Source organism: Thalassotalea ganghwensis, from assembly GCF_053485795.1.
On the sequence record NZ_JBQRUM010000004.1, the window covers coordinates 139200 to 164661 of the forward strand.

Here is a 25462-nt window from a genome sequence, read left to right on the forward strand (position 1 = left end):
TTCTCCCTGCACTTTTTGCTAAGCCACTTTTTCCTCACTGACACTATCAGCAAATACTGCTTCAATTTTGCCGTGTTCATTCAATGATAACGTTAATATATCTGGCATATCTTCTTCAGCCATAAACGCCAATACTGATTTTGCAATACCGGGTAAAATCTGTTGCTCAATAATGGCATTGACCATGCGCGCTCCAGAATCAGAAAGTTGACATTGCTGGGCAATGCTAGAGACTACGGCACTATCTACACGTAGCGCCATTTGGTGATTTTCAGCCAATCGTTTCGCTACTGACTCAAGCTTTAATGCGACAATTGACGCTAGAGACACTTGATCTAACGGTAAAAACGGGATCACTTGCATGCGCGCCAGTAACGCTGGTGCAAAAAATGACAGTAATTCCGGTTTAATTTGTGCTATCAATGCCTCTAGGCTTGGACGCTGCCACGTGGCCTCTCTGTTAATTGCTTCATCGTTAATCGCTTGATCGTTAACCGCTGACCGTTGCTCGGCATTTTCTTGGTCGGTAACTGCCTCGCTTTCTTTGGTAGCATCTTGCTGTTCATCTTGATTTTCATTGATAAGCGCTTCGGCGAGCTCTTCAAGATCGGGCGTTTTCTCAGGCGGTGTACAGGCGTCAATTAACGTTTGTGAACCTAAATTAGACGTCATTAAAATAATCGTGTTTCTAAAATCGATTTCTCGCCCTTCACCATCGCGCATAAAACCACGTTCAAATACCTGATAAAAAAGGTTTAATACATCAGGGTGGGCTTTTTCGACCTCATCAAGTAATATCACCGAATATGGACGTTGTCTCACCGCTTCCGTTAACACGCCACCTTCACCATAACCAACGTATCCAGGAGGTGACCCTTTAAGTTGTGAGGTGGTATGCGCTTCTTGATATTCACTCATATTAATGGTGGTTAAAAACTTATCACCACCAAATAGCTCTTGGGCAAGGGCGCGCGCGGTTTCAGTTTTACCAATACCCGACGGGCCAGCGAGCAAAAACACCCCTAATGGGCCCTCTGAGGCACTCACGCCAGCCTTACTCACTCTTAAACTTTGTGCTAATTTTGCTAATCCATCCGCTTGCCCTACAACCCGTTGGTTTAAGGTATCTTCAAGGCTGATCAAGGTATTTATTTCGTCTTTCACCATTGAGCCTGCTGGAATACCGGTCCACTCGGCAATAATTTCAGCGACGGCGTCGGCATCAACTTCAGAAAATAAGCCATTACCTTGGGCATTATGTTGTTTTAATTGTGCACGTGATTGTAATAGTTGAGCGCTAATATCTTCACCAGCAGCTTGCTGCGCTTTTAACGCTTCAATGGTGGCTAACGTTACTTTTTGATTATCTCGAGCGCCAAGCATTGTCGTTAAGTTACTGTTAGAGGTGTTAAGTTCGCTGCGTAGCTGAGCAATCAGTTGTTGATTAACCTCTAAACCTTGGTCAACTTCTGTGGTTAGCGCATCAATGCGTCGCTCTAAATAAGCAATATGCTCTAACTCGGCTTCAATGGCTGCAGGCTCGGTAGCAGAAGACATTCTAACCCGTGCCGCTGCTGTATCTAGCACATCAATCGCTTTATCAGGTAAATAACGACCAGTAATGTAACGTGACGATAAACTCACCGCTGCTTCAATGGCACTGTCGGTAATTTGAATATTATGGTGCGCTTGATACTTGGCTTTTAAGCCTGAAAGCATTAATTTTGCCGCATTTTCCGAAGGTTCATCTACTTTAATTAATTGGAAGCGTCGCTCTAGCGCGGCGTCGCGTTCAAAGTACTTTTTGTATTCAGACCATGTGGTGGCTGCAACAGTGCGCAATTCTCCTCGCGCTAACGCTGGTTTTAACAAGTTAGCGGCATCGCTCATGCCAGCATCACCACCTGCACCAATTAAGGTGTGGGCTTCATCAATAAACATAATAATAGGTTGCGCCGAGCCCTTAACGTCGTCGATCACTTGCTTTAAGCGCCGTTCAAATTCGCCTTTTACGCCAGCTCCTGCTTGCAATAACCCCATATCTAGCGTTAATAAACGCACATTTTTAAGCTCTTGAGGCACTTGCCCATCAATGATTCGTTGCGCCATGCCTTCTACAACTGCCGTTTTACCAACACCCGGCTCGCCCACCATAATGGGGTTATTTTTCCGACGACGACACAACACGTCGATCATCATGCGAATTTCATCGTTTCGCCCAAGCACAGGATCTATTTCACCTCGTTGTGCTTTTGCGGTTAAATCGTCACAAAAATCATCTAAGGCGCTGGCGGCATTATTGTCTACGTCATTATGCTTTGCCTCGTTGGTTGCCGTCTGTTGCTCTGAAGCTCGATAACGTTCACATGAGCCTTGGCAAATTTTCTCTTGGTTTGCGCGTAAAAACCTTAACTCTATTCCTTCAAGTAATTCAGGTAACGAAACCACTGGGCTAAATGGCGCAATATCAAGCAAGGCATCAACTAGGCTAATACCAGTGATCCAATCTCCTTGATAATGCAAGTTACTGCTAAGCCACGATTTTTCTAGCCATTCGTATAACCTTCTTGAAAATACCGGCTTACTTTTACTGCCTGCTGGTTGCGTATTTAAATGCGCGAGTAATGCTTGCCAAATCGCATCTTGATCGATGTTAAAAAAGTGAAAAATACGCTCTAAATCGCCATTAGCGCCCTCTTCCATTAGTTTTATTAACATATGCTCAGGCAATACTTCGTAATGGCTACGACTGCTAGCAAACCCTGCCGCTGCCTCTAGCGCACTTGCTGTATGACCATTTAACTTATCGATAAGTTGTTTAATACCTTTGACATCCATTGCTCTGTTCCTATCGTTTACGCACAGTCATTAAGCCTCAAGCGGCTTTTGTACTGTACGTCTTTAAAAATATGTATACTGGCTTTAGGGCTAACCTCACCGACATGGCTTGCTGTGCCTAAAACAAGGTTATCTTGCCCTAATGTTTGAATGGGTTTGTGGGAGTAGTGAACCACAAAGTGACACGACCACGGCAGGTCGCTGGGTAGTTGTCGATTAACCACTGAATATAAGTTGTTACCTTTGCTTTGCCCCGGGAAAAACTGTTGCGCATCGTTAGCTGCCATTTCACCAAAATGAATCACCACTTTGCCACCCGAGACGAGCACTTGATCACCTAACATCATGGACTGACCCAAGATACAACCTTCATCTGAGCCGATAACGCTTTTCTTCTCTAATGGCTGCCAATGGGCAGCGCTATCATTAACCACAATTTGCGCTAAACCAAACTCTTCATTTAACAAACTTGCCATGCCACTCGCACTTGTTGTTTTTAACCCAGCAACCCCTGCATTGACATGGCGTTCGTTATTATTGGCTAAAATGGCATTGATCACTTGGTCATATTGACGGCTACCAATGCCATCGATAGTAAGCTGTGACTTTTTCCACGCTTGATAGAGCAAACAGTAATAATGATGATTAAACATATCGAGAAAAGCGCGCGTTCTTGCCCCTGCCTCATCATCACTGGCCGCCTGTTCTAACAAATAATGTGGCATGGCAGCATCAGCACCATATAAACCAGAAAATGTTGTTTTTAAATTAAACTTGCCTCGATGTTTAAGCGTTAATTGGCAGGCTTTGACCTCTGCCGATGGAAAACTAAGCTCTTTATAAGGGGTGATCAATACGCGTTGACTAAGCCCTTGCTCGAGTTCATTACTGCTGGCCCATTCTTTCTCTAACAAGTGCATCGCTCGAAACAGGCTAAATTGCCACGGTTTTTGATGAAGCGTGGTTAATTTTTCTGAAAGTTTATGCCAATTAGGCTGTTCTGCTATCGACATGACAACCCCTTATAAGTGCGCACTTTGTCCAGGCGCTACGGTCCAGACAAATTCTTGATAACTGGGTATGCATTCAATGCGTGTTTGTACGCTTTGATTAATCGGCGCATACATCACAAAAAATTGATGTAATACACTACCAAAATGATAAACGTCGGCGAGACCTGAAAACTTACTTTCATCCAAGGTGATCACAAGCTCTGCCCCCTGCACAAATATGCCTCGGGTGATCTGATTAAACTTTTGACTTTTAACCGACATAATGGCATCAATGCGACGTTTATTTTCAGAGCGCTCGGACCAATCAAAAAGTGCCAATAACTGTTTGAGCTGGTTAGCCTCAGCTAGTGATGAAAATTTTAAATTTAGCAAGCTAATCAACTGCCAATAACTTGAACTTGCTTTTGATGTTTTAAAATTAGTGGGTCTGGCAATATTTTTTACCGTTAACAACGACGGCATATTTTTACCACTGCTGGTTAATTGCCCTTCTCTTATAGTTTGTTTCGGCCACTTACCGTTATAACAGGTTAATTGCGTAGATAACGTATCATCAACACCATCGTGTCCCACGGCAATATTAATGTAATGGCTTGGTACCGCTGCACCAATATCTTTTAGACTTAGTGTATAAAGCCGTTTTTCATCACCAAAAACACTGCGATAACGAGGAAGATACTCATGGGCTTGTGCGGTTAATTTGTCTCGCCCGCTGATCTGGTCAACACAATAGGCATAAATATAGTGTTGCTTATCTTTGTCTGGTACCACTAAGTATTCTGTGCGATTAAGTTGCAAATGAATCGGCTCAGCGTCAAGCGTAAATAGGTTAATGCCCACCACACAATTAAGCTTAATGTTATTGGCACTGAGCTTATGCCCAGGTGGTAATTTTACGGGCCCTTTAAAGACCAAGGAAAACTCATCTAACTCACTGGGTAAAGTTAACTGCATAGGTAAACAGACATCAACAAAGTTAAACCGTTCTCGGCCATTAAAGTAGTCTTGCAACAACGCATAGCCAGGGTGACTCGTTGAGGCATTAGGCAGTAGTGCTTGATGTGGCTCAAGCAACGCCGAAGTGACGTTAACGGCATAAGGCTTATTAACACGATAATGGCTTGCGCCAAAATCAAACATAACTTCTTTGTCACTGGTCAGTAATAATTGATATAACGCGGTTACCAGCGGTGTATCACCGTCTAGATAAAGGCGCAATCGACTAAGATCATAGTTTTCTAACTCGCCTTGGCACGCCCATTTAAAGGTGATTTTAAGCTCAGAGCCATGGTAGGTATCGACAATGTCTGCCTGTTGAACCGTTAATGGCAACACCTTAAGATCATGACAGGTGGTGAACTTACACTTAACCTGCTCAACCGCATGCTCTGTGGTAATTTCAAGCCCTTTCTTTACCACCAGCGACTCGTTCATTGAAAACTTAGGCGTAAATTGAAACACCGTTGTCGACGGATAATAGTTCAGTAGTGCTGGACATAACTGACGTAATACTTGCTCTGAAACTTCAGGTAATGATTCATCTAAGCGTTTGTGGACATGCGCATTTAAATAAGCCACGCCTTCTAGTAAGCGTTCAACGTGCGGATCACGCTCTTTTATCGAGTCGATATTTAATAACCCTGCATGTTCAGGGTAATTTTCGGCAAACTGTTTACCTGCTTCGGTTAGCAAGCGCATTTGCGCATCAAAAAATTGTTGCATAATTTTGCTCTACATCACACAGTTCACTTTTAGTCAGTAGTTTATTGCTCATCTCACACCCTTGTTGTTCACCAGCGCCTTTCCGCCTGATGCGAACTTAGTGCTTAACTTGATGGCTGAACCACTCACTAAAAATGCCTGTATTTCTAACTTGATCACACAGTCATGTTGATTAATATCATTGGCTAACACATTGACCATACGTACACGCGGCTCATACTTTTCGATTAACTTTTTAACTTCTAATGCCAGCGTTTGTTGCGAATATGGTAGGCCTTCATAAATATCTTCAACATCGGGTAAACCATAATCTTTCATGTGCCCTAAAACCCCACGACGAGCATTGAGCAGCACATTAATGTGCTTACAAACACTCTCTACTTCGTCTTGGCTGATCGCTGCTAGCGCCGTATAGCGAACAGGCTCAGCTAATTTGTCAAATAAGGCCATGATTTATCCGCGGTGGTTACGTTAATTTCTTCGTTAACAGAATAATACCGCCCCTTTCGAGGCGGTATCGTCGTTAATAAGATTAACGACCTTCCGTCCAAGAATCAGTGAACTCGATGTTGCCATCTAAGTATGTCCACGTGATTTTTTTGTAACGCAATGAAACCGTTTCAAGGTGCGGGTAACGCTCCTTGTCGAGGTCTTTAACGTTATGCATGGTTGGCGCAATAGAAGTTACTTTTACGTCTTCCAAACGCTGACAAAAGTACTCTTTTTCAGTACCTGTATCGTCAATGCGGTACCACTTAAGCTCTAATTGCTTAAGGGTTTGACCATTAGCACAAGCTTTGTAAAGGTAAGGCGTAGACGCATCAACCGCTTTTGTGATCACAAAAGGCTCATGCTTACGCGTACCGGTTAACTCACCTGTGTCGTTGTCAATTGGAATACGTAATTCGTGGTCAAAATGTAAAATTTCAATTGAACCTTCACGGTCAGCAACAGTGACTGAACCTTGAATGTCATTTGCTTGGTCATCCTTTAACCACATATATGCAGGAATTGCCATTTAATATTCTCCTTAAATAAATACAATTTTCCTAATTGATGGCATACACCCAAATACTAAACAATGGTACAGTATCAAGGTGCCCAAAAAGCCGTCCGCTTTATGCCGATGGGTACATGTCCTAGGTGGGCGGCAACCCACCTAGGGCAATTTTCAGTTATTCTTTATATTTTGTTCCAAAAGCTCCAAAGAAGCGATCGGCTGAAATATCGTCCTTTGGGTAACCTTAACGTTCAAAGCTATCTAACACCTCTAAAAAGACTCCATTAAATTTTCATAGGATTTCAGTACGTTAAATAACTGCTGTAACTCTGGTATTTGTTCGACTTTGCTTCTTAAGTTTCGATTTAACTTTTGATACTCAACTTTATCCCTTAAAAAAGACAAATAGTTGTAGGTTATAAGTTCATCACTTGCCGCAATCATTTCTTTAGACTCACCCGTTTGAGCTTTAACTCGCAATAATGTTGCTCGAAGCACATAATTATTAAGTCCATCCTGAGTACAATTAACGAATGCTCGACTTCTAAAGAAGTTAAAAATGGTATCCATTTCTACTTTTGTCATATCAATACCACTGAACAAGTTTTTGGGTAATACCGGCGCTTTTTTTTCATCACATCGCTCAGTTAGATCACCATATAATTCTATAGCTTGGTAATAATCAGCTAATAACGTTTGGTTAAGTTCTTTATCGATTTCCCCAGCAAAACCCGTAGGTGTTATCAAAAGTAACAACGCCAAATAGATACTATTTTTCATTTTTCGCTATTAATCGCTTTATTTATATTTAAATCTTTAATATCAAGACAATACCTTAACGTTGCAAATAAATAGATACACAAAAACCATACGGCAATAAACGATGCATTAACTGCATCTTCTTTAGAATAACCACCAGCTAAAATATCAAAATATAAACTAAGAAAAACCGCAGTAATGTCAACGACTATGACCATGCACCAAAATTTAAAATTGACTAAAATGTATTTCTTAAATGTAGCTCCAAAGGTAGCGACCACTATTAATATATTTAAAATGAAAAGCACTAAAGACAACCATAATGGGTTACTTGGTTCATACTCTGGAACTTCCGCCATCCTGAAAGCCTCATAAATATCAAAAATATTTACGGAGACGACAAAAACTAGTAGGACAACATAATGAATTCTATAATCAACAGCATTGAATTTTTTATTCATTCTGATAGCTCTCTAACATCTTCCTTGTCATCGTTTAATAATTTAAAAACAGGTAATAAAAACAATAATAAAGTCCAAAATAGTCCGATACTAAATAACCCCATGTCACTCGTAGAGTATCCACCAGCAGAAAATTCGTAGAAAAGTACTGAAAAAGTGCTAATTGGAAACATTATTAACGTACATTGCCAAACCCACATTTCAAAAAAACGTCTACTAATAATTACGCCAACATTTGCTAGAAGCACTAACTGATCTAGCAAGAAAACCCCAACTGATAACAATATAGGGTGAGTCGGTTGAAGTATTGCTGGCTCAGTAACCATTCGATAAAGATCAGCGGTCGTCGCAAAAACTTGCATAGTGAGTAAAGCTTTCCAAAACCAATGGTCAGAGCGTAATCTGAGAATATTCACCATATTAATACCATTTACCATAGGGAATATCTTTTGGATCAGCAGGTAGTTTTTTCCACCCCTCTGGCTGATCAATATAATATTTTATAAAGTTCCTTTGTTTAGCACCGGTAGGAGCAAAAGATGCAAGGTGTAACAACATCCCTCGAGCTTCAGGAGATTTCACTCCATGCTGTCTAACAACTACCTTAATAGCTGGATAAATTCTTTTATATGCTTCATTTGCATCTTTTTCATTTTTATAAAATGTCTTATAAAGAACTTCAAAACCAGTATATACCTTCCCTAGAAGTCCGAAATTTGATAATGAAGTCCTCATTTTATACATCCCTATAGTAAATTAGTGTTTAATAACGATAGTTGTGAGTAGTAAACCTACTACTCACAACGTACTTTTTACTTCTCGCCTGGCATTTGTCCCACCAACGCTAAACGCACATCGACACCTTCCACTTGGAAATGCGGCACAATAAAGGTGTTTACGCGGTAATAGCCTGGGTTACCCGGGATTTCTGACACCGTAACATTGGCATCTTTTAGCGGATGTGTGGCGATCAGCTCTTCATCTGGATTATTCATTTTTGTCACCAGTGAACCCAACCAGTCATTTAACTGCTGTTCTAGTTCATGGCGCGGCTTGCTAGAGCCAATGTTTTCGCGCTGTAATACCTTCATGTAATGGGCAATGCGTGACACCAAGAAAATGTACGGTAAACGTGAGTTAATTCGCGCGTTTGCTGTCGCTTCTGGGGTGTCATACTCGGTCGGCTTTTGCGTACTGTTCGCAGAAAAGAAACAGGCAAAGTCAGAATTTTTATAATAACTTAATGGGATAAACCCTTGGTTAGCAAACTCTAATTCTTTGGTTTCTGACACTAAGACTTCTGTTGGGATCTTAGTTTCAAAGCCATTACCTGCTTCAAAGGTATGCAGTGGTAAGTTTTCCACTTTACCGCCTGATTGTGGACCACGAATATTCACTGCCCAACCATTTTTGTGAAAACTTTGAATGACATTAGATGCAAAGGTAAACGATGCACTGCCCCATAAATACTTATCATGGCTTTCAGCGCTAACATCTTCTTGATAATTAAAGTTACGTACGGGGTTGGCGTCACCATAGGGTAAACGTTGCAAGTAACGTGGGAAGGTTAGACCGATATAACGTGAATCTTCCGTGTCTCTGAAGTTTTTCCAACGTAAAAACTCCGCTCTGTCCATGTATGAATTCAAGTCTTGAATTTTCGCTACTTCTTCCAAGTTATCTTTTAAGAAGAATTTAGCGCCCGCACTGGCTAAAAATGGCGCATGAGCGGCGGCTGACACGCGAGACACTTCTTGTAATAAGCTAATATCTGCTGCACTACAATCAAACTCATAGTTTGATACGATGGTTGAAATGGGCTCACCACCTGGGGTGTCAAATTCAGCGGTATAAACATGCTTATATAATGCTGATTGCGTTGTATCTGGGGCTTCTTCAAAATCATCACGTAACGTTTCTTTATCAACGTCTAATAATTCAATTTTAATATTTGAGCTGTTAGGTGTGCGATTAACAAGGTATTGCAGCGAGCGCCATGCTGATTCAATTTTTTGAAACTCTGGGTGATGCAATATTTCATCAAGTTGCGCCGAAATTATCCGGTCAATTTTAGACACATAGTTGTCTAGCAACCCCTTATCGATGCGGCTCACATTAGATTCACCCGCCATCTCTAAAAAGACACTTAACGCCGCAGTTAAGCGCTCATCCGCCTTAGTTTCTGCCAAGTGATTGGCGTCTTTAAATGTGCTTAACGCTACCGTTTGTTCAACAGGCGCGATATCGACTAAGTCACAAAGGCTTTCATATGTTGATTTTTCTACGGTTTGCTCTACTTTCGCCGCAACATTTAGTTGTTCTTGAATAGACATTGTAAACTCCTTTTTATTGTGCCGCTGGCGCTTGTTCACTTTGCTCGTCAAGCAAAGGTGCAATCTCATTGAGTTTCGCTTTTAGCTCTTCTAACTCAGGCTTGTTTTGTAAGACACGCTCTAATTCTTTACGCAGTGAGGCATTGTCTAACAAGTTAGATTTCAAATCTTTTAACAAGTTACGCATGGCTAACATGTTATTCAGTTGTGGGATTTGTGAAGCGACTTGCTCAGGATCAAATGATTTGAACGAATCAAACGTTAAATCAACCCCAATCGAGCCTTCACCGCTTATTTTATTATCAACAACAAATTTTGCTTCAGGGGAAATATTTTTTAACACTTGATCTAAGTTGTTTTTATTAATTGCGATACGTTCACGCTCTGCTAAGTCATCTTGGTTTTTACCGTTTGAGTAATCCCCCATGACTAACATTTTCAGTGGTAATTCTTTACTATTTGATGCGCCATCGGTTTCTAATTCCAATGAAATATTTACGCGAGATCTCGGAATTTCTTTTTGAAAAGTATCAGACATCATTTTTCCTTTTTATTCAAAACTATCCTACGCGCAAACAGCGCGACCTATGCCAGTGTGAAACTGGCGTTTACGTTAAAACCAACCTAAAGCGACCTCAGGTTGAGTTAAAATCATCTTTTGTTTTAATTGCTGTGCACGTTCAGCAAAGTCGTTGTTATCTTCAGCTAAGCTCAGATAACAACTGACCGCATTACGCCAAACCTGCATCGCCAAATCCGGTTGCCATAGTGCTAGCTGTTGCTGGGCAATCTTTTCAACTAATGACGATAAAATAGGCTCAGCAAAATCAAAGCGCTCTGCCCTTAAACAAAACTTTGCCTTGAGTAACTGCTGTTTAAGGCCATCGACTGGTGTTATGACCGGCATGTTCTGGGTTAACTGCAACGCTTGAGACAACTTGCCTTGCTCTATTAAAGTTTTACCTTCAACTTCTATTTTTTCGCTAACATCATCTTGCGCACAAGCTGTTGATTCTTGACTAAACGTTTTAGCAATATCGTGAAGCATGTCTTGTGTTTTGGCACTGCAAAACGGGGTACCGTCTTCATAAGTTAGTTGCATTAACTGCGGTGAGAGTGTAATCACCTGATAAAGCGCTAACGTTAATTGTTGCTCGGCCTTATTGAGCCTCAAACCTTTTAGTGCGGTTAACACTAAGGCTTGCAGATCAAGGTTGTAATGCATTGCCCCTTCTAAAAATAGTTTTTCTCCATGCCATAATGCATCAACAAAATTCTCATTAGACAAGGCATTTTTTATCGGCGCAAAAGCCGTTGCTCTGGGTGCTGGCAGTCGTGTTTTACCCGATTCATTGGGTGGTAAGGTAAGCTTTGACCAGCGTACCGCTCGCGCTAAAGCAATAGAGCGCTCAATGTTATTCTCAGCCTTGTCAAACGATAGCAACTGACGCACCCCTTTCATGTAATCAGCTTCAGAAACGGGTTCCTGACTGGAAACGTTGGATACGCCGGATATATGTGAAGGCGACGACGTTGGCGCCAGTTCATTGGGATCTGCACTGGGCGCTGTTAACGGTTTACTTGCCGCTTGGTTATCTAATATCAGCTTATCCGATTGCTGCTCAACCGCATTGGGTTCAACTGGCTTTGGCGCTTCTTTGATGACAGGGTGTTTACTACAAAGCTTAGTGCACCATTGGTTTAATTCGGTTAAAGGCCCTGCGTTTTCATCAAGCTTTCGTACGTTTTCATTGCCATAACGCGCCAACTCTTGCATTAACAACGCCAATACCTCTGGCAATGCCAGATCATGCTGCTGTGCTAGTGCAATAAAGCGCCCTTGTTGCCCTAACAACCAGGTATGTACCGCCATTCTTGCTTTGTCTTTTTGAGGGTGGATCTCATCAAACAAACTCTGCAAGTAGCGGTTTAATAACGCTATACCATAATAAAGCCCTTCTACACCAAACTCTTGCGTAGCGCCAGCAACTAAATAACTGACGATTCGAAGATCTTTGCTTTTTTCAGCCAGCAAATCGGTGGCAATAGTAAATACTTTTTTACCTGCTAGCTCATTAACACCAGAGAACGACGATTTTAAAAACTTAAAATCTTCTTCGTATTTTAAGTCTTCTCCACAGGGGCTATTCGCCAAGGGCGCACTTAGATGCGCTAGCCAGGTGTCCCAATTATCATGTGTATACGGCGTGGTATTCATTAGGCTTTACACCATCTTCTCAGCGCATCATACATACTGGTATGATCCATTTTGGCTAAATCAACATACGCCGACCCTAACGGTTGCGACGGCACCACTTTGGTAAAGTCGACTAAATGTTGTGATTTAAGATCAGTCGACCAAATCGTATCGAAATAGGATGGCGGTACTGGGGTGGTGAATAGGGTTAAGCTTGGCGTTGTATGCTCATTACCTAATTGATAAAAAATCCACGGTCGCCAATTGTGATCAGCAACCATCACCGTCACCAAATGGAGCCAAAATGCGGCAATAAGCTCAAAGCCCTCAGATAATCGCGGCATTGGAAATCTCAATCCAACCTGAGAGCGCAAACACCCGCGATTGGCGATCGATTGCATCAACAACGAAGATTCTTGAATTAAAATGGCACGTTTTTCGATATTGTCTATCGCGACGGCTTCCCACAACGTCGACATTTTGATATGACGAAATTTTTCTAATTGCTGGGTAACCGAAGAAGGCTGTTTAAACAAATGCGCGACTTGCTCTAACGCCGCCGCTTGCGTTTGCATCTCTTGTTCACTTTTGCCGTGAAATACGGCGTCAGCGCGTTCAATTAAATAACCAAAATCACTTTTTTCATTAAGGAACAATGATGAAGGATGTAAACGGTAACTTTCCTGGCCAATATGAATAAAACTGGCAAACGGATAATGCCTGCCACTGCTGTCAATACTCGGGGTGATAACCCCGAGTAAACTAGCCTCGTTTTCATTGCCCGCCATAAAAAACATATTGGTAATGCCAAAGGCTTTGGCTTTATTGTGTTGCTGAACCGACTGTCGCGATGCATAAGTAAAGCCTTCTTTAAGCCAATGATCTAGCGCAATAGACTCTCTAGAATTTACTTGAAACTTGATAAAGTCAGGTCGTAATTGGGTTTTACCGAGATAACCGTATTGATCAAATCGGGCTATTGCTGGCTTTTTGGTAGCTGACTTTTTAAAAATACCAAACATACGCCCTCCTAATTCAACTTCGCTAACGTGTTGGAGTCGTCAGCACGATTAAATAAGGTGCTCGGCAACTGGAAGGATGTCATGGTGCTTTTACTAAAAATACCGTTACTGCGACCAGATTTGAGCATAAACTTAGCTGAGAGCTTAGCGTCTTTATCTTGATCGCCTAACGACCAATTCACTGCATATTCAGTACCTTTCATCCACTTGATATTGGCTTCATTTAATACCCGAAGTAACGCCCATGGACCACTTTTTTCGATACCTACCCGGCGACCTTGTTTATCAACCGCATAAACGCGTGCAACCTCTGTTGTACCATTACCAGGCCAGCGAAACTTACGCCACTCTTCGGGTTCATTACGATAACGGTAAGCTTGATCGCTAAACCCGAGATACGTTTCTCTAATGCCACGTTGCGGCACAGGCAATGCTTGAAATTGAAACTCAGAGTATTCTCCACCTTTAGCAAACAATGAACGTTTTACTCGGTCTGCTTTAACCAACCCGCTTAATAGCGCTTCACTAAAACCTACGCCCATACCGTTCCAAGTGCGCTCTTCCCATTTGCCCTTGCGTTTTTTCATAAACGGGGCAAGCTCATCTTCAACAAATTTCCATAACACCCCAGAGCGATCATTTAATAACTCTGCAACATCTGCGACTGCAGCGTCTGGCCCTTTTGCATAAAATGGAAACTTACCTTTAATGCCTGTTTCATACAGTGCAAAAACATGCTCTTGCCACTCTTCGTCTAACTGGCGACGAGAAACCACGGCGATGGCATCAAAACTTGAGCGCAACGCACTTTTAAACAAACTCTCCATGGCCTTTTTCGTTAACGGATCTAATGCTCTTAGTTGGCTTTCAACCACAATCCAAGACGCTTGCAAGCCACTGTCAACGTCTTCACCACTTAACAGTTTTTGGGCAAACTCCATCGCATGTGCTTCAGGCTCATTGCTACTGATCAGGGTTTTTATATCACTGTGAACCGTACTTAAGGTTCGAATATATTGTTGCAGTAAATCAGACGCTTGCCCTTGTTCATTGCGTTGCGTAAAGCGGCGCAAATCGGCAAAACGATTATCAAGCTCAGCAACACGCTTGACCACGACCGTTGGCATATCAACCTGAATTTTATCGGCCAATTTTTGCGCGTCATTTGATAAAGCTTCACGCTTGGCACTTGGATCATCGGCTAAGGTAATGTGCTTATTAATATTGGTCAGTAATTGGGTAAAAGGCCCATCTACCGCACTTAACTTAGCAAGCGAAATACTGGCATCGGCTAAACCTGAGAATGGTTTAACTTGCGTTTGACTTAACAACGCAAACCAATGTTGGGCATAGTCTTTAAAATACAGGGCGCGGATCGCTTTCTCTAACACCCCAGCCTTAGACTGGTCGAGTAAGTTTTCACCTTTTTCATTGGCTGTGCCCATGACCCAATCGCCAGAGCTAACGATAGTAACCACACGCTTAATTTCTGGGTAAACATACTCGCGCCATCCCGCTTCAGTGAATGCATAAGGTATTTGATAATCACTGACGATAAGCTTGCGATACTTGGGCTCTACCAGATTTTGAACGGTGATCGGTGCCTTTTTTGCTGCCTTGCTAGCAATAATTTGTTGGTATAACGGCTCAGGCTCTGGCTGCGTATCAAGTTGCATCCGCGCGGTTGCAATTACCCCTTCATCAATCGTCCAATAGGCTATCTTTCCAGCTTGCTCAACATCATCACCAAACTGGTTAACGTACAAGGCAATGATTTCATCAAGTTTCGCGCCCAGCACTTGTTGTTCTTCACCGCTTAAATCAATGCCAAGCACTTGTTTCCAATGCTTACTTAACTCAGCTTGAGCAAATTCTTTGTCCATTTGGTGTGGGTGCTTAGCCAGCATTAATTGCAGTTTTAACAAACGATAGTATTCTTGACGCAACGCATTTTTACTGTCCATGTCGGGTGCTAACGCCCATTTTTCGCTTGAACTGATAATTTGTTCACTGACATGGCGCTGTAATGGCACCGATATCAAGGCTTCCATTTGCGCTAAAACAATGGCTTCAACGGTGGGTAATGTTTCATCACCTTCATAAATGCCAAGAACAAAACGCCAAGGTAGTTCTGCTTCATAACCTTGCAAGGTAGCGTAGTGATCATACAATTCAATAAACGCCTGTACATGGTCGCTTGGCCCAGCGTGATTGACCACTTTTTCGACTAATTGGTTGATTTTTTCTTCACCGTTGGCCACCAATAATGCATTCATGGTGTACGAGGTGGTCAATAACGCCACAGCGCCTGCGATACTGGCTAAGGTTGCTGATACCGACAAGCCTTTTAACCAACGTGAAATTTTACGTTCTCGACGATTTCCACGAGTTAAGTCTTGTAGCTTAAACACCACATCGTTAAAGAAGCGATTAATAAAGTAACTTTTGGTAATGGTTTCTTGGGTTTGCTCTATCGCAACCGCACAAAACTGCTCTCTTGCCCCAGAAATAATGCGCTCTACCGGCGTGCCTTCTTGCGTGCCAGAGGTAAAGTAAACCCCTGCAAACCAAGGTACTTCTTGATACGGGTTATCTTTAAATAATAAGTTAATAAACTCAGTCAGTTTTATCGACGCGGACTTAAATTGATTGGGGAAATCAAAAATAAGTGCCTTACGATGGGTATTACGCTCACGTGCCAGCTTACTTAAACGCTGTTCACATAGGCGTTCGAAAAGCGCTTCCATGCGCAATTCAAACAACTCTGCGGGATCTTTGCTTTGATCTTCACTTTCATCAAGCAAATAGGTACCCCAAACTTGTTCACGTTCTTTTTCGGTCAAATCGGCAAAAAATGGTTCAAAACCGCTGATCAAATCCGTTTTGGTAAAGGTAATATGAACTGGAAAAATCACCCCTAACTCATTAATTAGCTCTTGAATACGTTCACGTACCACTTTAACATGATGGCGTATTCCTTCACTGTCACTGGTTAAGATATCGGCAACACTGATCGCAACAATCACGCCATTGATCGGCAGCTTAGGGCGGTGTTTCTTAAGTAATCCCAAAAATGACAACCATTCTTGGTTATCAGAAGACTCGGTGGTATAGCGCCCTGCGGTATCAATTAATACCGCTTGATCAGAAAACCACCAATCGCAATTTCGCGTGCCACCAAAGCCCTGCACATGCAGTTGATTGGAATCAGCGTAAGGAAAATGCAAACCAGAGTTAGCAAATAAGGTACTTTTACCCGTTGCCGATGGACCGATGATCATGTACCACGGCAAGGCATAAAGTGCCGCGTTACCACGGTGTCCAGCCCCCAAGTGCGAGCCTTTCAACGACTGCAACACTTGCGTCATCTTCTGCTGAATTTCTTCTATTTCAGCTTCTGAGCCTGCATTGTGATGAGCAAGCTCTGCAACTAACTTATCACCTGAACGTTTTGTCCATAACCAACGGGCGATCAAATAAGTCACAAATGCCCCAAAAACCGCAAGCATAGCAATAAGTTTTTTGTCTGCGCTATCTAAGCCCACCAAATGCCCGGCAAACCACACTATGGTTAATACCGCAATTAAACCAACGACTTGCCCTGATGCACGCGATGAGGCCATGCCTAAAAGAAAATGAACAAGGCCACTGGTATTTGCACGTCCTGCCATGTTAGTTACTCTCTCCCTGTTGCTGCGCTGTAGTAGACGCTGATTGACCTAATGGCTGTTGAGCTAGTGGTTTAGGATTCAACCGATTGTGTGGTAGCTGCGTTTGATTTAACTGCGTAAGCACCGCTAACTGCTTTTCCATTTGCTGGTTGCTTTCTTTGGCATTACTGCTGATCACATAATGAAAGCCCATGAATAACAGCATGATCAAACACACACCAATACTAAAAATGACCCAATAAGGCAGGTTGCGCCCAACTTTCATAACAAAGCCTTCTTCTGGCACACCATTATCAGACAACACGGTATTGGCGATACCACTGGCGTCTTCAATTTGAGCTCTAATGTCGACGATAAGCGCTTTTAGCTGTTCTAAGCCTTTGATTTTATAAGCACCTTCAAAGCCAATCTGTAAACACAAATAGTAAACCTCAAGTACTTTTAGCTTGTCTTCACCGCCCATGCGTAACTTGTCCATGCGCTCAAAAAACTCTTCACCGGCGCGATTATTGCCATAAAACTCTAATTGCAGAGGACGGCTCATCCATTCCATACGAAACGCTGCGCCAGAGCTCATCACTAACTCGTCACACGTTGCGGTTAAAGCAAATTTTGCCTCTTGCATTTGCGAAGTCGTGATTTGATTTTCATAACAATGCTTTTCAAACTGATCGAAACAGTCAATGATCTGCTCTCGAAAGTTTTGTGGTAACTTGCCCGCTTCCTGATGTAACTTTAACGGCATTAATGCATTGACCACCGGGGCGATACATCGTAATAAATCAGGTGTTTTTTCCGTAGTGTCCATTGGCTCTCTTCTACACGAGTTGGCTAAGGTTACTGTTTAGTAATGCTAACAATTTCAACATTAGCGCTTTGCAATAAATACGGTACAAACACCGCAATACTTTGTTCTTCAATGATTTGTTGCCACACCGCGCCATAAGGCTCTAAGCGAAAGTATTCATAGCCACTTTTCACCGCCAGTTTATTGGGTGTGCGCTGACAATGCGTTACCGCAACCCCATTGAGCGCAGAGGCAACAATCGTTTCAATGTTTTCCACTGAGCCTACTTTTACTTGGTCAGCAAAGTTATCTATCCATTGATTATCGGGTGCATCATAATACACCGCTAAATAAAAATCGTTTTGAGCGAGCTGATCAGAGTCAATGGTATCAACCTGATATAACGCCTGTGATTTTTTCACCAATTTAAGCCCTGACATTTTTTTCGGCACGACTTCATCTAACAATTGCGAAACCAAGGTATCAAAGCGCGTAAATACATCGCTCAATTGGTTGTGATGATAAGGCGGTAATTGTTCAATTAGCTGGCTGTTTTCAAACAACGAAATTTTGCTGATCAAGGTACTAAATTCGCAATACAAACGTTCTGGATGAACATGCAATAATTGCTTTAAATGGGTTAGCATTTTTGCGCTCGGCAGCAACCCACTTAACAGTAAAAAGCTATTGAGTTCATTTGGGCCAAAATCGGTGACACTGCCTAACGATTGTCGACGTTTAATCAATACATTCGCTTTAGCATTGACCAAATTATTGGTGCGTGATAGCAATGATGTTAAATAAGGAGAAGCACTAATATCTATTAATGGCGGAATAAAGCGCTCGTCAACCACGAACTGACCTTCTTCACCACGCACTAACCGAAACAGCGGTAACACATCAAAATAGTTGGTGGTTTCATTATCGGTAAATAATGCCAAATTGGGCTCTGCCACCATCACTTCTCGGCTGCGCGAGGCATCATGCACGTCATTGACCTCAGCATAATGGGCACGAAAAGCACTCAATTGGCCACTATTATCGTAGCCACTAATGCCCGATGTGGTGTCATTAGAGGCAATCCCGACATAAACCATCATGGTTTCAAGCTCTTGATTGAGGGTAAGCGACAATTCATTGTCAATCGTGCGGCTATATTCAATGTAACGCCCAGACGCTAAAACAAAATCAAGCTTTAACACCGTTAACTCACCACGCGCTAAAGCGCTGTGGTCAATACTAATGCTTTTAAAGCCATACGCGAGACTTGAATGGGCAAACTGCCGCTTAGCCTGCATATATTCCTGGTACTGATCAAACACCTGAAAGTGCTGCTGACCCAGCAACACCCCTTCAGCCCATACCGGTTTTTTACCAACGACGCCTGACATTTATTGAATAACTTCTTTATTTGGTAACGACACAGAGTTACTGGTCAGCATGACATCCAGTGATGTTGATAATTGCACAGTACCAGAATCTAACTCATGAAATACCCGCCATTTGTCGGCAGATCTATCTCTAAATAAGGCAAAAACCGCAACATATTTTGCTTCTTCAGCTTGTTCAAAGGCAATGGTTAAGCGATCAGAAGGATTAACCGTACGCTCTTCAACGGTGATCAACGAATTGGCCAACACCGACTTATCAGACTTCCATAGTTGTTCAAATGTTGCCGAGTTAAACCCTTGAATATCAGACAACTGATAAATACGCAGTACCACAGGCAAGGCCTCATCAAACTGGTTAAGGTTTAAGTTATCGGTGGCTACCACATCTAATTTAACTTGCGTAGACGTACATGCCGCTAAGACACTGGTTAACACGATCACACTAAAAAATTTTACTAACTTCATTTTTTCTATACCTTTTGCTTATCAGCATTGTTTTGTTTATCTAGGTTATGTTTTTCTAGGTTATTGTTTTCTAGGTTATTGTTTTCTAGGTTATGGTTTTCTCGTTCTGTTTTATCTGAACGACAAGCAGGGTTAATTTTTGCTTGTGGTAAGCTTTGCTCTAATACCGTACACACCACTTGTTCAAACCGTGTTTTAGCGCATTGTTGCCACTGATGGTGTCGTCCGAGCGCTCGATCAACAATACTATGGTTTTGTTTATGGGCTTGTTGTTGTTTAAACGCCTCTAACACAATAGCGTCCATCGACATGATCAAATGAGAGTAAATCGCCAGAAGGTTTTCATTAAGGCGATTCAGTGGCACTAATTGAATATCATCTTGCCACAGCAACACATCCAACTCCGTCTGAATGAACTGTAAAAATAACGCCAGCGCGTCTTCGTCTAGTACTCGGTGATAAGCCAAGCCGGTTTGGTCAAGTAATGACGCCACCAATCGACTTTGTGACCACACCGCACTTAGTAGCGCCTGTTTATAACCAATTTCCTTTAGCACTGTTCGTGTCTGACTTGCAACATCGCTGTGGTTATCTGCGCTGGGTTGCTGGTCAATTAAGCTAACCTTGGCATTATGACCTTGCTGCTGCCTAGCGCTTGCGTGAGTAGTGCCAGCTTTAACGGCTTTTATCGCGTATTGAGTTTCATCGTTACCCAAAACGTTTTTAGCAAATTCCATTGGTTGCAACTCCCAAAACGTTAGTGTGCTCTTTCACAGCTTAAAAACGCTAAATACCCAAACGGCATACAGCCCTTTGTTTACACTGGTTTCGTTAAGCTGTTAAGTCAGTTATCCCTAACCTAGGGCCTGTTGATTTTTATTTGTTTTTTACTCAGCATGAGTTTTAAACAAAGATCAACAGATCCTATTTAACGGTTCAAAAGTAATCTCTTGATATACGCGGCAATGTTAAAGCGCTGAGCACGATAGTAAAGTGTAAAAATCGTATACAATCACAAAAACTTACAAATTTTTTACATAAGATTATGTTATAACTAACCTTTTTTACCTTGTTTATACATTTGCATAACTGTTATGCAAAATTGCCATAGCAAAAGCGATTGCACCAAAGCAGCATTTGGTTAACATGCCAGCGTTAATGTATTAACCAACTTTCGTTAAGGATAACGACGTGTCAAAAGCGCGCTTAATCGTTGCCAGTGCAAATACCGAGTATCAAGCCAACTACTTAGCAGGTACTGACACCCTCAGTGAAGATATAGAGTTGTTGGTAAGTATCGACACGCTCAATATTGTGCCACTTGAGCAAAAGCTTGGGCACACGATCACCCTCACCTTCATTGCCGAAGATGGTCAGCAACAAAAGCAAAGTGTTACCCTGCTCGCTATTGAAGATAAAGGTGTCGTTGGTGCCAAGGTGACTGCCAGCGATTATCACGATGCCACCGCCACCAAACGCTACCACCTTACGGTAGGTAGTCGCTTGCGTTTATTAAAACACGCCAGCCATTCTCGATTGTTTATTGATACCTCGTTAGGCGATATTTTTACTGCCCTGTTAATCGACGCAGGTTATCATCACGGACAAATTATCTTTGAAACCGCCTCTCCGTTACCAACACTTAACCAGTGTGTGCAGGCGATGGAAGATAATTATGCGTTTTTGCAACGTTTATTGCGTCAATATGGGCTGTTTTACTATTTTATCAGTCAAGACAACGACACCTGCATTGTGCTTACTGATGCCAATATCAACACCCCTTATTTGCACCGAGGCTTAATTAACGTTAATCCCTCGCTTGGTTTTGCACGGTCAGTACAGCAAGGCCAAGACACCACAACGCTTAGCGACGGTTTTGTCGGCTTTAGCCAATGTCAGCAGCAACAAGTATTGCCTCAAGGACTCGCCAGTACGCCAGTGGCTAACCATCGCTTTGAAGGAGATGAATTAACGGATCACAACTTCTTTGAGCCTGTCGGACAAAATAGCGCACAAGCCCAGCACTTTAGCCAAGTTCAATCATTAGCATTAAACAGCCATCAGCAGGTATTTACCCTAACGGGTAATGTGCCCGAAATGTTTGCTGGATGCTCATTTTCGTTATTTGACGAAAGTGGTTTAAAACTCAGTGGTGACTACTTATGTATACAAGTTAAACACCATTGTCAGCAACCTTCCGATGAAAGCTGTCAAGACGGGCTAAGCCAATATCGTTGTGAAGTAACCGCCATTTTGCGCACCCAGCCCTTTAAGCTGCCGTTAACCGAGTTTCCACCGCTGCCGATGATGTTCGCCGCCAAAGTAGAAAGCTTATCAAACGAGCCAACCATCGACGATAACGGCTTGTATCAAGTCAAAGTAAACTTTGATCAACAACCCAATGGCCATTTGGTTAACTCAGCACCGCTTAGAAAACTGGTGAACTACGCCTGTGCTCACCAACCACAAGCCACCGGTTGGCATTTCCCGTTAACCAAAGATGCGCAGGTAATGATAGGTTGTTTAAACAACGACCCCTCGCAAGCGTATATCGTTGGCTTTGACCCAAACACCGAACAACCGCCCGTGGTGACCAGTAAAAATCATCAGCAAAATCGCCTGCTGTCTCGTCAAGGCAATGAACTGATTTTTGACGACGATCTCTACTTACCCAGAATTATTTTACAAACCTTAGGCAGTGCCCATTACCTTGAAATGGCGACGCCGCGACCGGGGCTACCCTATTTAAAATGGCTATCAACGTTAGGCACCATTGCCGTACAAGGTGAGATAAACACCACATTGCAATCGCACGATGGCTTCGTTGCCCTCAATAGCGCAGCGAACCATCGTTTAGATACCGCTAAAAATCTTACCATCGCCGCTAGCAAGCAAAACGTTAACCTTCACAGCGCCAATGCCAGTAAAATAAACGCACAAGCACTGAGTTTGCACAGCGACAAAAGCACAACCTTGCTCACCGGTCGTACCTTAAAAACCCGTGCTAATAGCGACATTATCGCCAATAGCGAGCAAGGTAACTTTACCATAAATGTCCCTAAAGGCAGCGTTATTAGCAATGCCAGCGGTAATATCGCCATTAAAGGCAATGGTCATGGCAACATCACCCTTTACAGTGAAAAAGGCGCTATTACCCTAAACCAACAAGGCGATATTGAACTGCTCGGCAGCGATGTGTTAACCCTAAAAGGACAAATGATCACCTTTGATGGCCCCGTCAGTTACGACATTAAAGCGCCAAAAAAATCTGCCAAACCCGGGCAAAAAAGTGCCCCCAATATTGCCAGAATTACCCCGTTGCCGTTTCCACAAATGAAGGTGCTGGACGGTAAGCCAAGAGAAAGCGCTGAAGCCGAGCAAGTCGCCCCCGCAATTAAGCTCAATTACACTTATCAAGACGGTGAGCCAGTACAACATGCCCCGTATAAAATCACCTTAAACGACGGCACCGTCATTGAAGGTGCACTTGATGCGCAAGGTCAAGCTGAAATAGCGGGTGTACCGCAAGGAGCGTATCGCGTGGTACTGGGTGAAGATACCCGAGAGTATCAACCTCAAGATAACACCACCGCTAACCCCTTGTATGGCAAAATCACCCCAGAAAGCGCGGTAAAAATGGTTGAAAATAACGACCTCTCCTTGCTCAATCAAGCCAGTAAAATGGCAGACAGCGCGGGTGATTGGTTATGGGGCACCTTACAAGGTGATTTCAACCAAAACCCGAGTACTTCACAAATTGTTGTCGGTACGGTGATTTCAATGATACCGGTGATTGACCAACTGATGGATTGTCGCGATGTCTGTGCTAATGTCATGCTGCTTAGTGATGATAATGAAGCCAACGACACTGACGGTTGGATTGCGCTAACCTTAACCGGGATAGGTTTTGTACCGCTATTTGGCTCAGCGGTTAAAGGGGTTGGAAAAGTCATTATTGATAACCCCAAAGGTGCCATATCACTCGCCGCTGCCACCTTGCGTAAAGCGGGTAAAGGCGACCCAATTAAGTACATTGAAAACATTAATTGGCAAGCCCTAGGCAAACAAGGCAGTGAGTTAATTAAAGAAAAAGTTTTCGCGATTCGTGATGCTTTAAACAGTATTATCGCCAATTATTCATGGTTATTGTCTGCCGCTGCCTTAGAAAGCCTGCGCAAGCATAGTCATAATCTGACTGAAATTTTACCCAAAGTTGACCAAGGGATTAAGGATGCAACGCAGTTAATCGAAGATAAAGTAAAAAACGCCTTAAAAGCCTATCACGGTGAAGCCCCACACACGGGCTCAGCGGGTTCGGTGAAAAAAATTAAGACAGATGAACTCGAACCACCTAAAGGGAATAAGTTAAAAGGGGCGAAAACAAAACCAGTTCCGATGAAAAAGCACACCCCACCCTGCTTTACACCGGGTGAAGCGTTACTCAAAGCCAAACGTTTTTCTGGTAATAAACAAAAACTCGAAAAAGAGTTCTACCGCCAACTTAAAGACCAGCAAGACGGCATTAATAAAATGACCGTTGGTAAATATTTACAAAATAGACAAGCTCTCAAAGACTTAATTGATGAGCACGGTCATAAAAAAGCACGTAGAATTTTAACAAAAGGAAGTGCAGCGCAAAATGTAGCTAGAAAAAAATATGAGGACGAGATTTATGAATCTTTATTTGATAATTACCTTGATAAAGGAATATCCTTTGAAAAGGCAGAAGAACTCGCAATCTCAAATACTAAAAAAACATTAGAAGAGCTAGCAGCACTGCACGATCCTGATATGATCGCAGGTGGTGATGATAAAATAAACCGTTTAGGCAACACCAATGTAAACTCGTCGCTTGGCTCACAGTGGTCAAAAGCAGGCAGAGTAGCCAGTATGGATGAAGCGGCAGAGAAGGCTTTGGCTGAATTTGGCCCAAATGCACAAATGAATGTAGAACTTACACGATGTAAATAAGGTAAATATATATGAGCACTCCATTTGAGTTAGATGAAGGCTTTAAATACTTTTTAAAAAAATTTGATACTCCAATTGAGCAAGCCCCTTGTAGCACCGAGACCATTAACAAGTACACAGGTAAACTCCCCTCGCGCTTATTAGAATACTGGCAAGAATATGGATTTTGTGGTTTTTCTGATGGATTATTTTGGATAGTAAACCCTGAAGAATACGAAGAGGTCTTGGACGAATGGCTAGAGCCAACAAATATTCCTGATAATGATGTGTATCATGTATTTGCACGCAATGCCTTTGGTGACTTATTTCTTTGGGGTGAAGAAACAGGCTATAGCTATCAAATTACCGCGTCACAAGGTTGGATTATCGAAAAGAAAAATACACCTCGTTCAAAACATAATTTAGCAATTGAAAGGTTCTTTGGTGGCGCTAGGCCAACCTCTCAAGATATCGATGATGAAGATGGTAACCCATTATTTGACCAGTGCGTTAGACACTTAGGAGCGTTAAAAGCTGATGAAATGTTTGGTTTTGTACCGAGTTTAATTGCTGGTGGCGATGCTAAGTTAGAGAATGTTGAAAAGGTCAATATTTTTGTGCATCTATCGTTATTAGCTCAATTTGGTCAAATTGAAGTTCTTGATAAGGATGCTTTGTTTAAAAAAGCATTTAGCTAATTTCTAGCATTTTCGCTCTTTAACAATTTGGAAAGGATGCCAAAACTACCCCGCTTAGCTTGAGTTAACGCTTGAGCTAAGTGGGGACATTAAAGCGCACCCTCCTCAAAAAGAATCCGCCAAACCCGGGCAAAAAAGTGCCCCCAATATTGCCA

At 42.4% G+C, this 25462-nt stretch carries 20 protein-coding genes; 2 read left to right on the plus strand and 18 right to left on the minus strand.

Annotated features, from left to right (window positions below; all coding sequences use genetic code 11):
• Positions 1–18: 18 nt before the first annotated feature.
• The 18 genes from tssH to ACSLUH_RS05820 form a co-directional block, all read right to left on the minus strand.
• Positions 19–2838, minus strand: a complete 2820-nt coding sequence (gene tssH, locus ACSLUH_RS05735; protein WP_448565341.1) for a type VI secretion system ATPase TssH — start codon at positions 2836–2838, stop codon at positions 19–21.
• Positions 2839–2855: 17 nt separating this feature from the next.
• Positions 2856–3851, minus strand: coding sequence for a type VI secretion system baseplate subunit TssG (locus ACSLUH_RS05740; protein ID WP_448565342.1), 996 nt, complete (start codon positions 3849–3851; stop codon positions 2856–2858).
• Between the two features lie 9 nt (positions 3852–3860).
• Positions 3861–5573 (minus strand): type VI secretion system baseplate subunit TssF, encoded by a 1713-nt coding sequence (gene tssF, locus ACSLUH_RS05745; protein WP_448565343.1) that lies wholly within the window; start codon positions 5571–5573, stop codon positions 3861–3863.
• A gap of 48 nt (positions 5574–5621) precedes the next feature.
• Positions 5622–6023 (minus strand): type VI secretion system baseplate subunit TssE, encoded by a 402-nt coding sequence (gene tssE / locus ACSLUH_RS05750; RefSeq protein WP_448565344.1) that lies wholly within the window; start codon positions 6021–6023, stop codon positions 5622–5624.
• An 82-nt stretch (positions 6024–6105) separates the two neighbouring features.
• On the minus strand, positions 6106–6591 hold the full coding sequence (locus tag ACSLUH_RS05755) for an Hcp family type VI secretion system effector (RefSeq protein WP_448565345.1): 486 nt from the start codon (positions 6589–6591) through the stop codon (positions 6106–6108).
• 252 nt (positions 6592–6843) lie between these two features.
• Positions 6844–7353 (minus strand): hypothetical protein, encoded by a 510-nt coding sequence (locus ACSLUH_RS05760; RefSeq protein ID WP_448565346.1) that lies wholly within the window; start codon positions 7351–7353, stop codon positions 6844–6846.
• Positions 7350–7793 (minus strand): hypothetical protein, encoded by a 444-nt coding sequence (locus tag ACSLUH_RS05765; RefSeq protein ID WP_448565347.1) that lies wholly within the window; start codon positions 7791–7793, stop codon positions 7350–7352. Before ACSLUH_RS05765 ends, ACSLUH_RS05760 begins: the two co-directional genes overlap by 4 nt.
• Positions 7790–8212, minus strand: a complete 423-nt coding sequence (locus ACSLUH_RS05770; protein WP_448565348.1) for a hypothetical protein — start codon at positions 8210–8212, stop codon at positions 7790–7792. The genes ACSLUH_RS05765 and ACSLUH_RS05770 overlap by 4 nt, the downstream gene beginning before the upstream one ends.
• Position 8213: 1 nt before the next feature.
• Positions 8214–8528 (minus strand): hypothetical protein, encoded by a 315-nt coding sequence (locus tag ACSLUH_RS05775; RefSeq protein ID WP_448565349.1) that lies wholly within the window; start codon positions 8526–8528, stop codon positions 8214–8216.
• A gap of 77 nt (positions 8529–8605) precedes the next feature.
• Positions 8606–10126 (minus strand): type VI secretion system contractile sheath large subunit, encoded by a 1521-nt coding sequence (tssC, locus tag ACSLUH_RS05780; protein ID WP_448565350.1) that lies wholly within the window; start codon positions 10124–10126, stop codon positions 8606–8608.
• Positions 10127–10139: 13 nt separating this feature from the next.
• Positions 10140–10664, minus strand: coding sequence for a type VI secretion system contractile sheath small subunit (tssB, locus tag ACSLUH_RS05785; protein WP_448565464.1), 525 nt, complete (start codon positions 10662–10664; stop codon positions 10140–10142).
• A gap of 75 nt (positions 10665–10739) precedes the next feature.
• Positions 10740–12344: a type VI secretion system domain-containing protein gene (locus ACSLUH_RS05790; RefSeq protein WP_448565351.1), complete on the minus strand. Its 1605-nt coding sequence runs from the start codon at positions 12342–12344 to the stop codon at positions 10740–10742.
• On the minus strand, positions 12344–13345 hold the full coding sequence (gene tagF, locus ACSLUH_RS05795) for a type VI secretion system-associated protein TagF (protein WP_448565352.1): 1002 nt from the start codon (positions 13343–13345) through the stop codon (positions 12344–12346). The genes ACSLUH_RS05790 and tagF overlap by 1 nt, the downstream gene beginning before the upstream one ends.
• Before the next feature lie 8 nt (positions 13346–13353).
• Entirely contained in the window at positions 13354–17016 is a 3663-nt protein-coding gene (tssM, locus tag ACSLUH_RS05800; RefSeq protein WP_448565353.1) for a type VI secretion system membrane subunit TssM, read from the minus strand.
• Position 17017: 1 nt separating this feature from the next.
• Complete coding sequence (icmH, locus tag ACSLUH_RS05805; protein ID WP_448565354.1) at positions 17018–17824, minus strand: type IVB secretion system protein IcmH/DotU; 807 nt, start codon at positions 17822–17824, stop codon at positions 17018–17020.
• 29 nt (positions 17825–17853) lie between these two features.
• Positions 17854–19194 (minus strand): type VI secretion system baseplate subunit TssK, encoded by a 1341-nt coding sequence (gene tssK, locus ACSLUH_RS05810; RefSeq protein ID WP_448565355.1) that lies wholly within the window; start codon positions 19192–19194, stop codon positions 17854–17856.
• Complete coding sequence (tssJ, locus tag ACSLUH_RS05815) at positions 19195–19659, minus strand: type VI secretion system lipoprotein TssJ (protein ID WP_448565356.1); 465 nt, start codon at positions 19657–19659, stop codon at positions 19195–19197.
• 5 nt (positions 19660–19664) lie between these two features.
• On the minus strand, positions 19665–20396 hold the full coding sequence (locus tag ACSLUH_RS05820) for a hypothetical protein (protein WP_448565357.1): 732 nt from the start codon (positions 20394–20396) through the stop codon (positions 19665–19667).
• Between the two features lie 454 nt (positions 20397–20850).
• Between ACSLUH_RS05820 and ACSLUH_RS05825 the strand changes: the two genes are divergently transcribed.
• Entirely contained in the window at positions 20851–24630 is a 3780-nt protein-coding gene (locus ACSLUH_RS05825; protein WP_448565358.1) for a polymorphic toxin type 15 domain-containing protein, read from the plus strand.
• 11 nt (positions 24631–24641) lie between these two features.
• On the plus strand, positions 24642–25307 hold the full coding sequence (locus tag ACSLUH_RS05830; RefSeq protein WP_448565359.1) for a GAD-like domain-containing protein: 666 nt from the start codon (positions 24642–24644) through the stop codon (positions 25305–25307).
• Positions 25308–25462 lie beyond the last annotated feature (155 nt).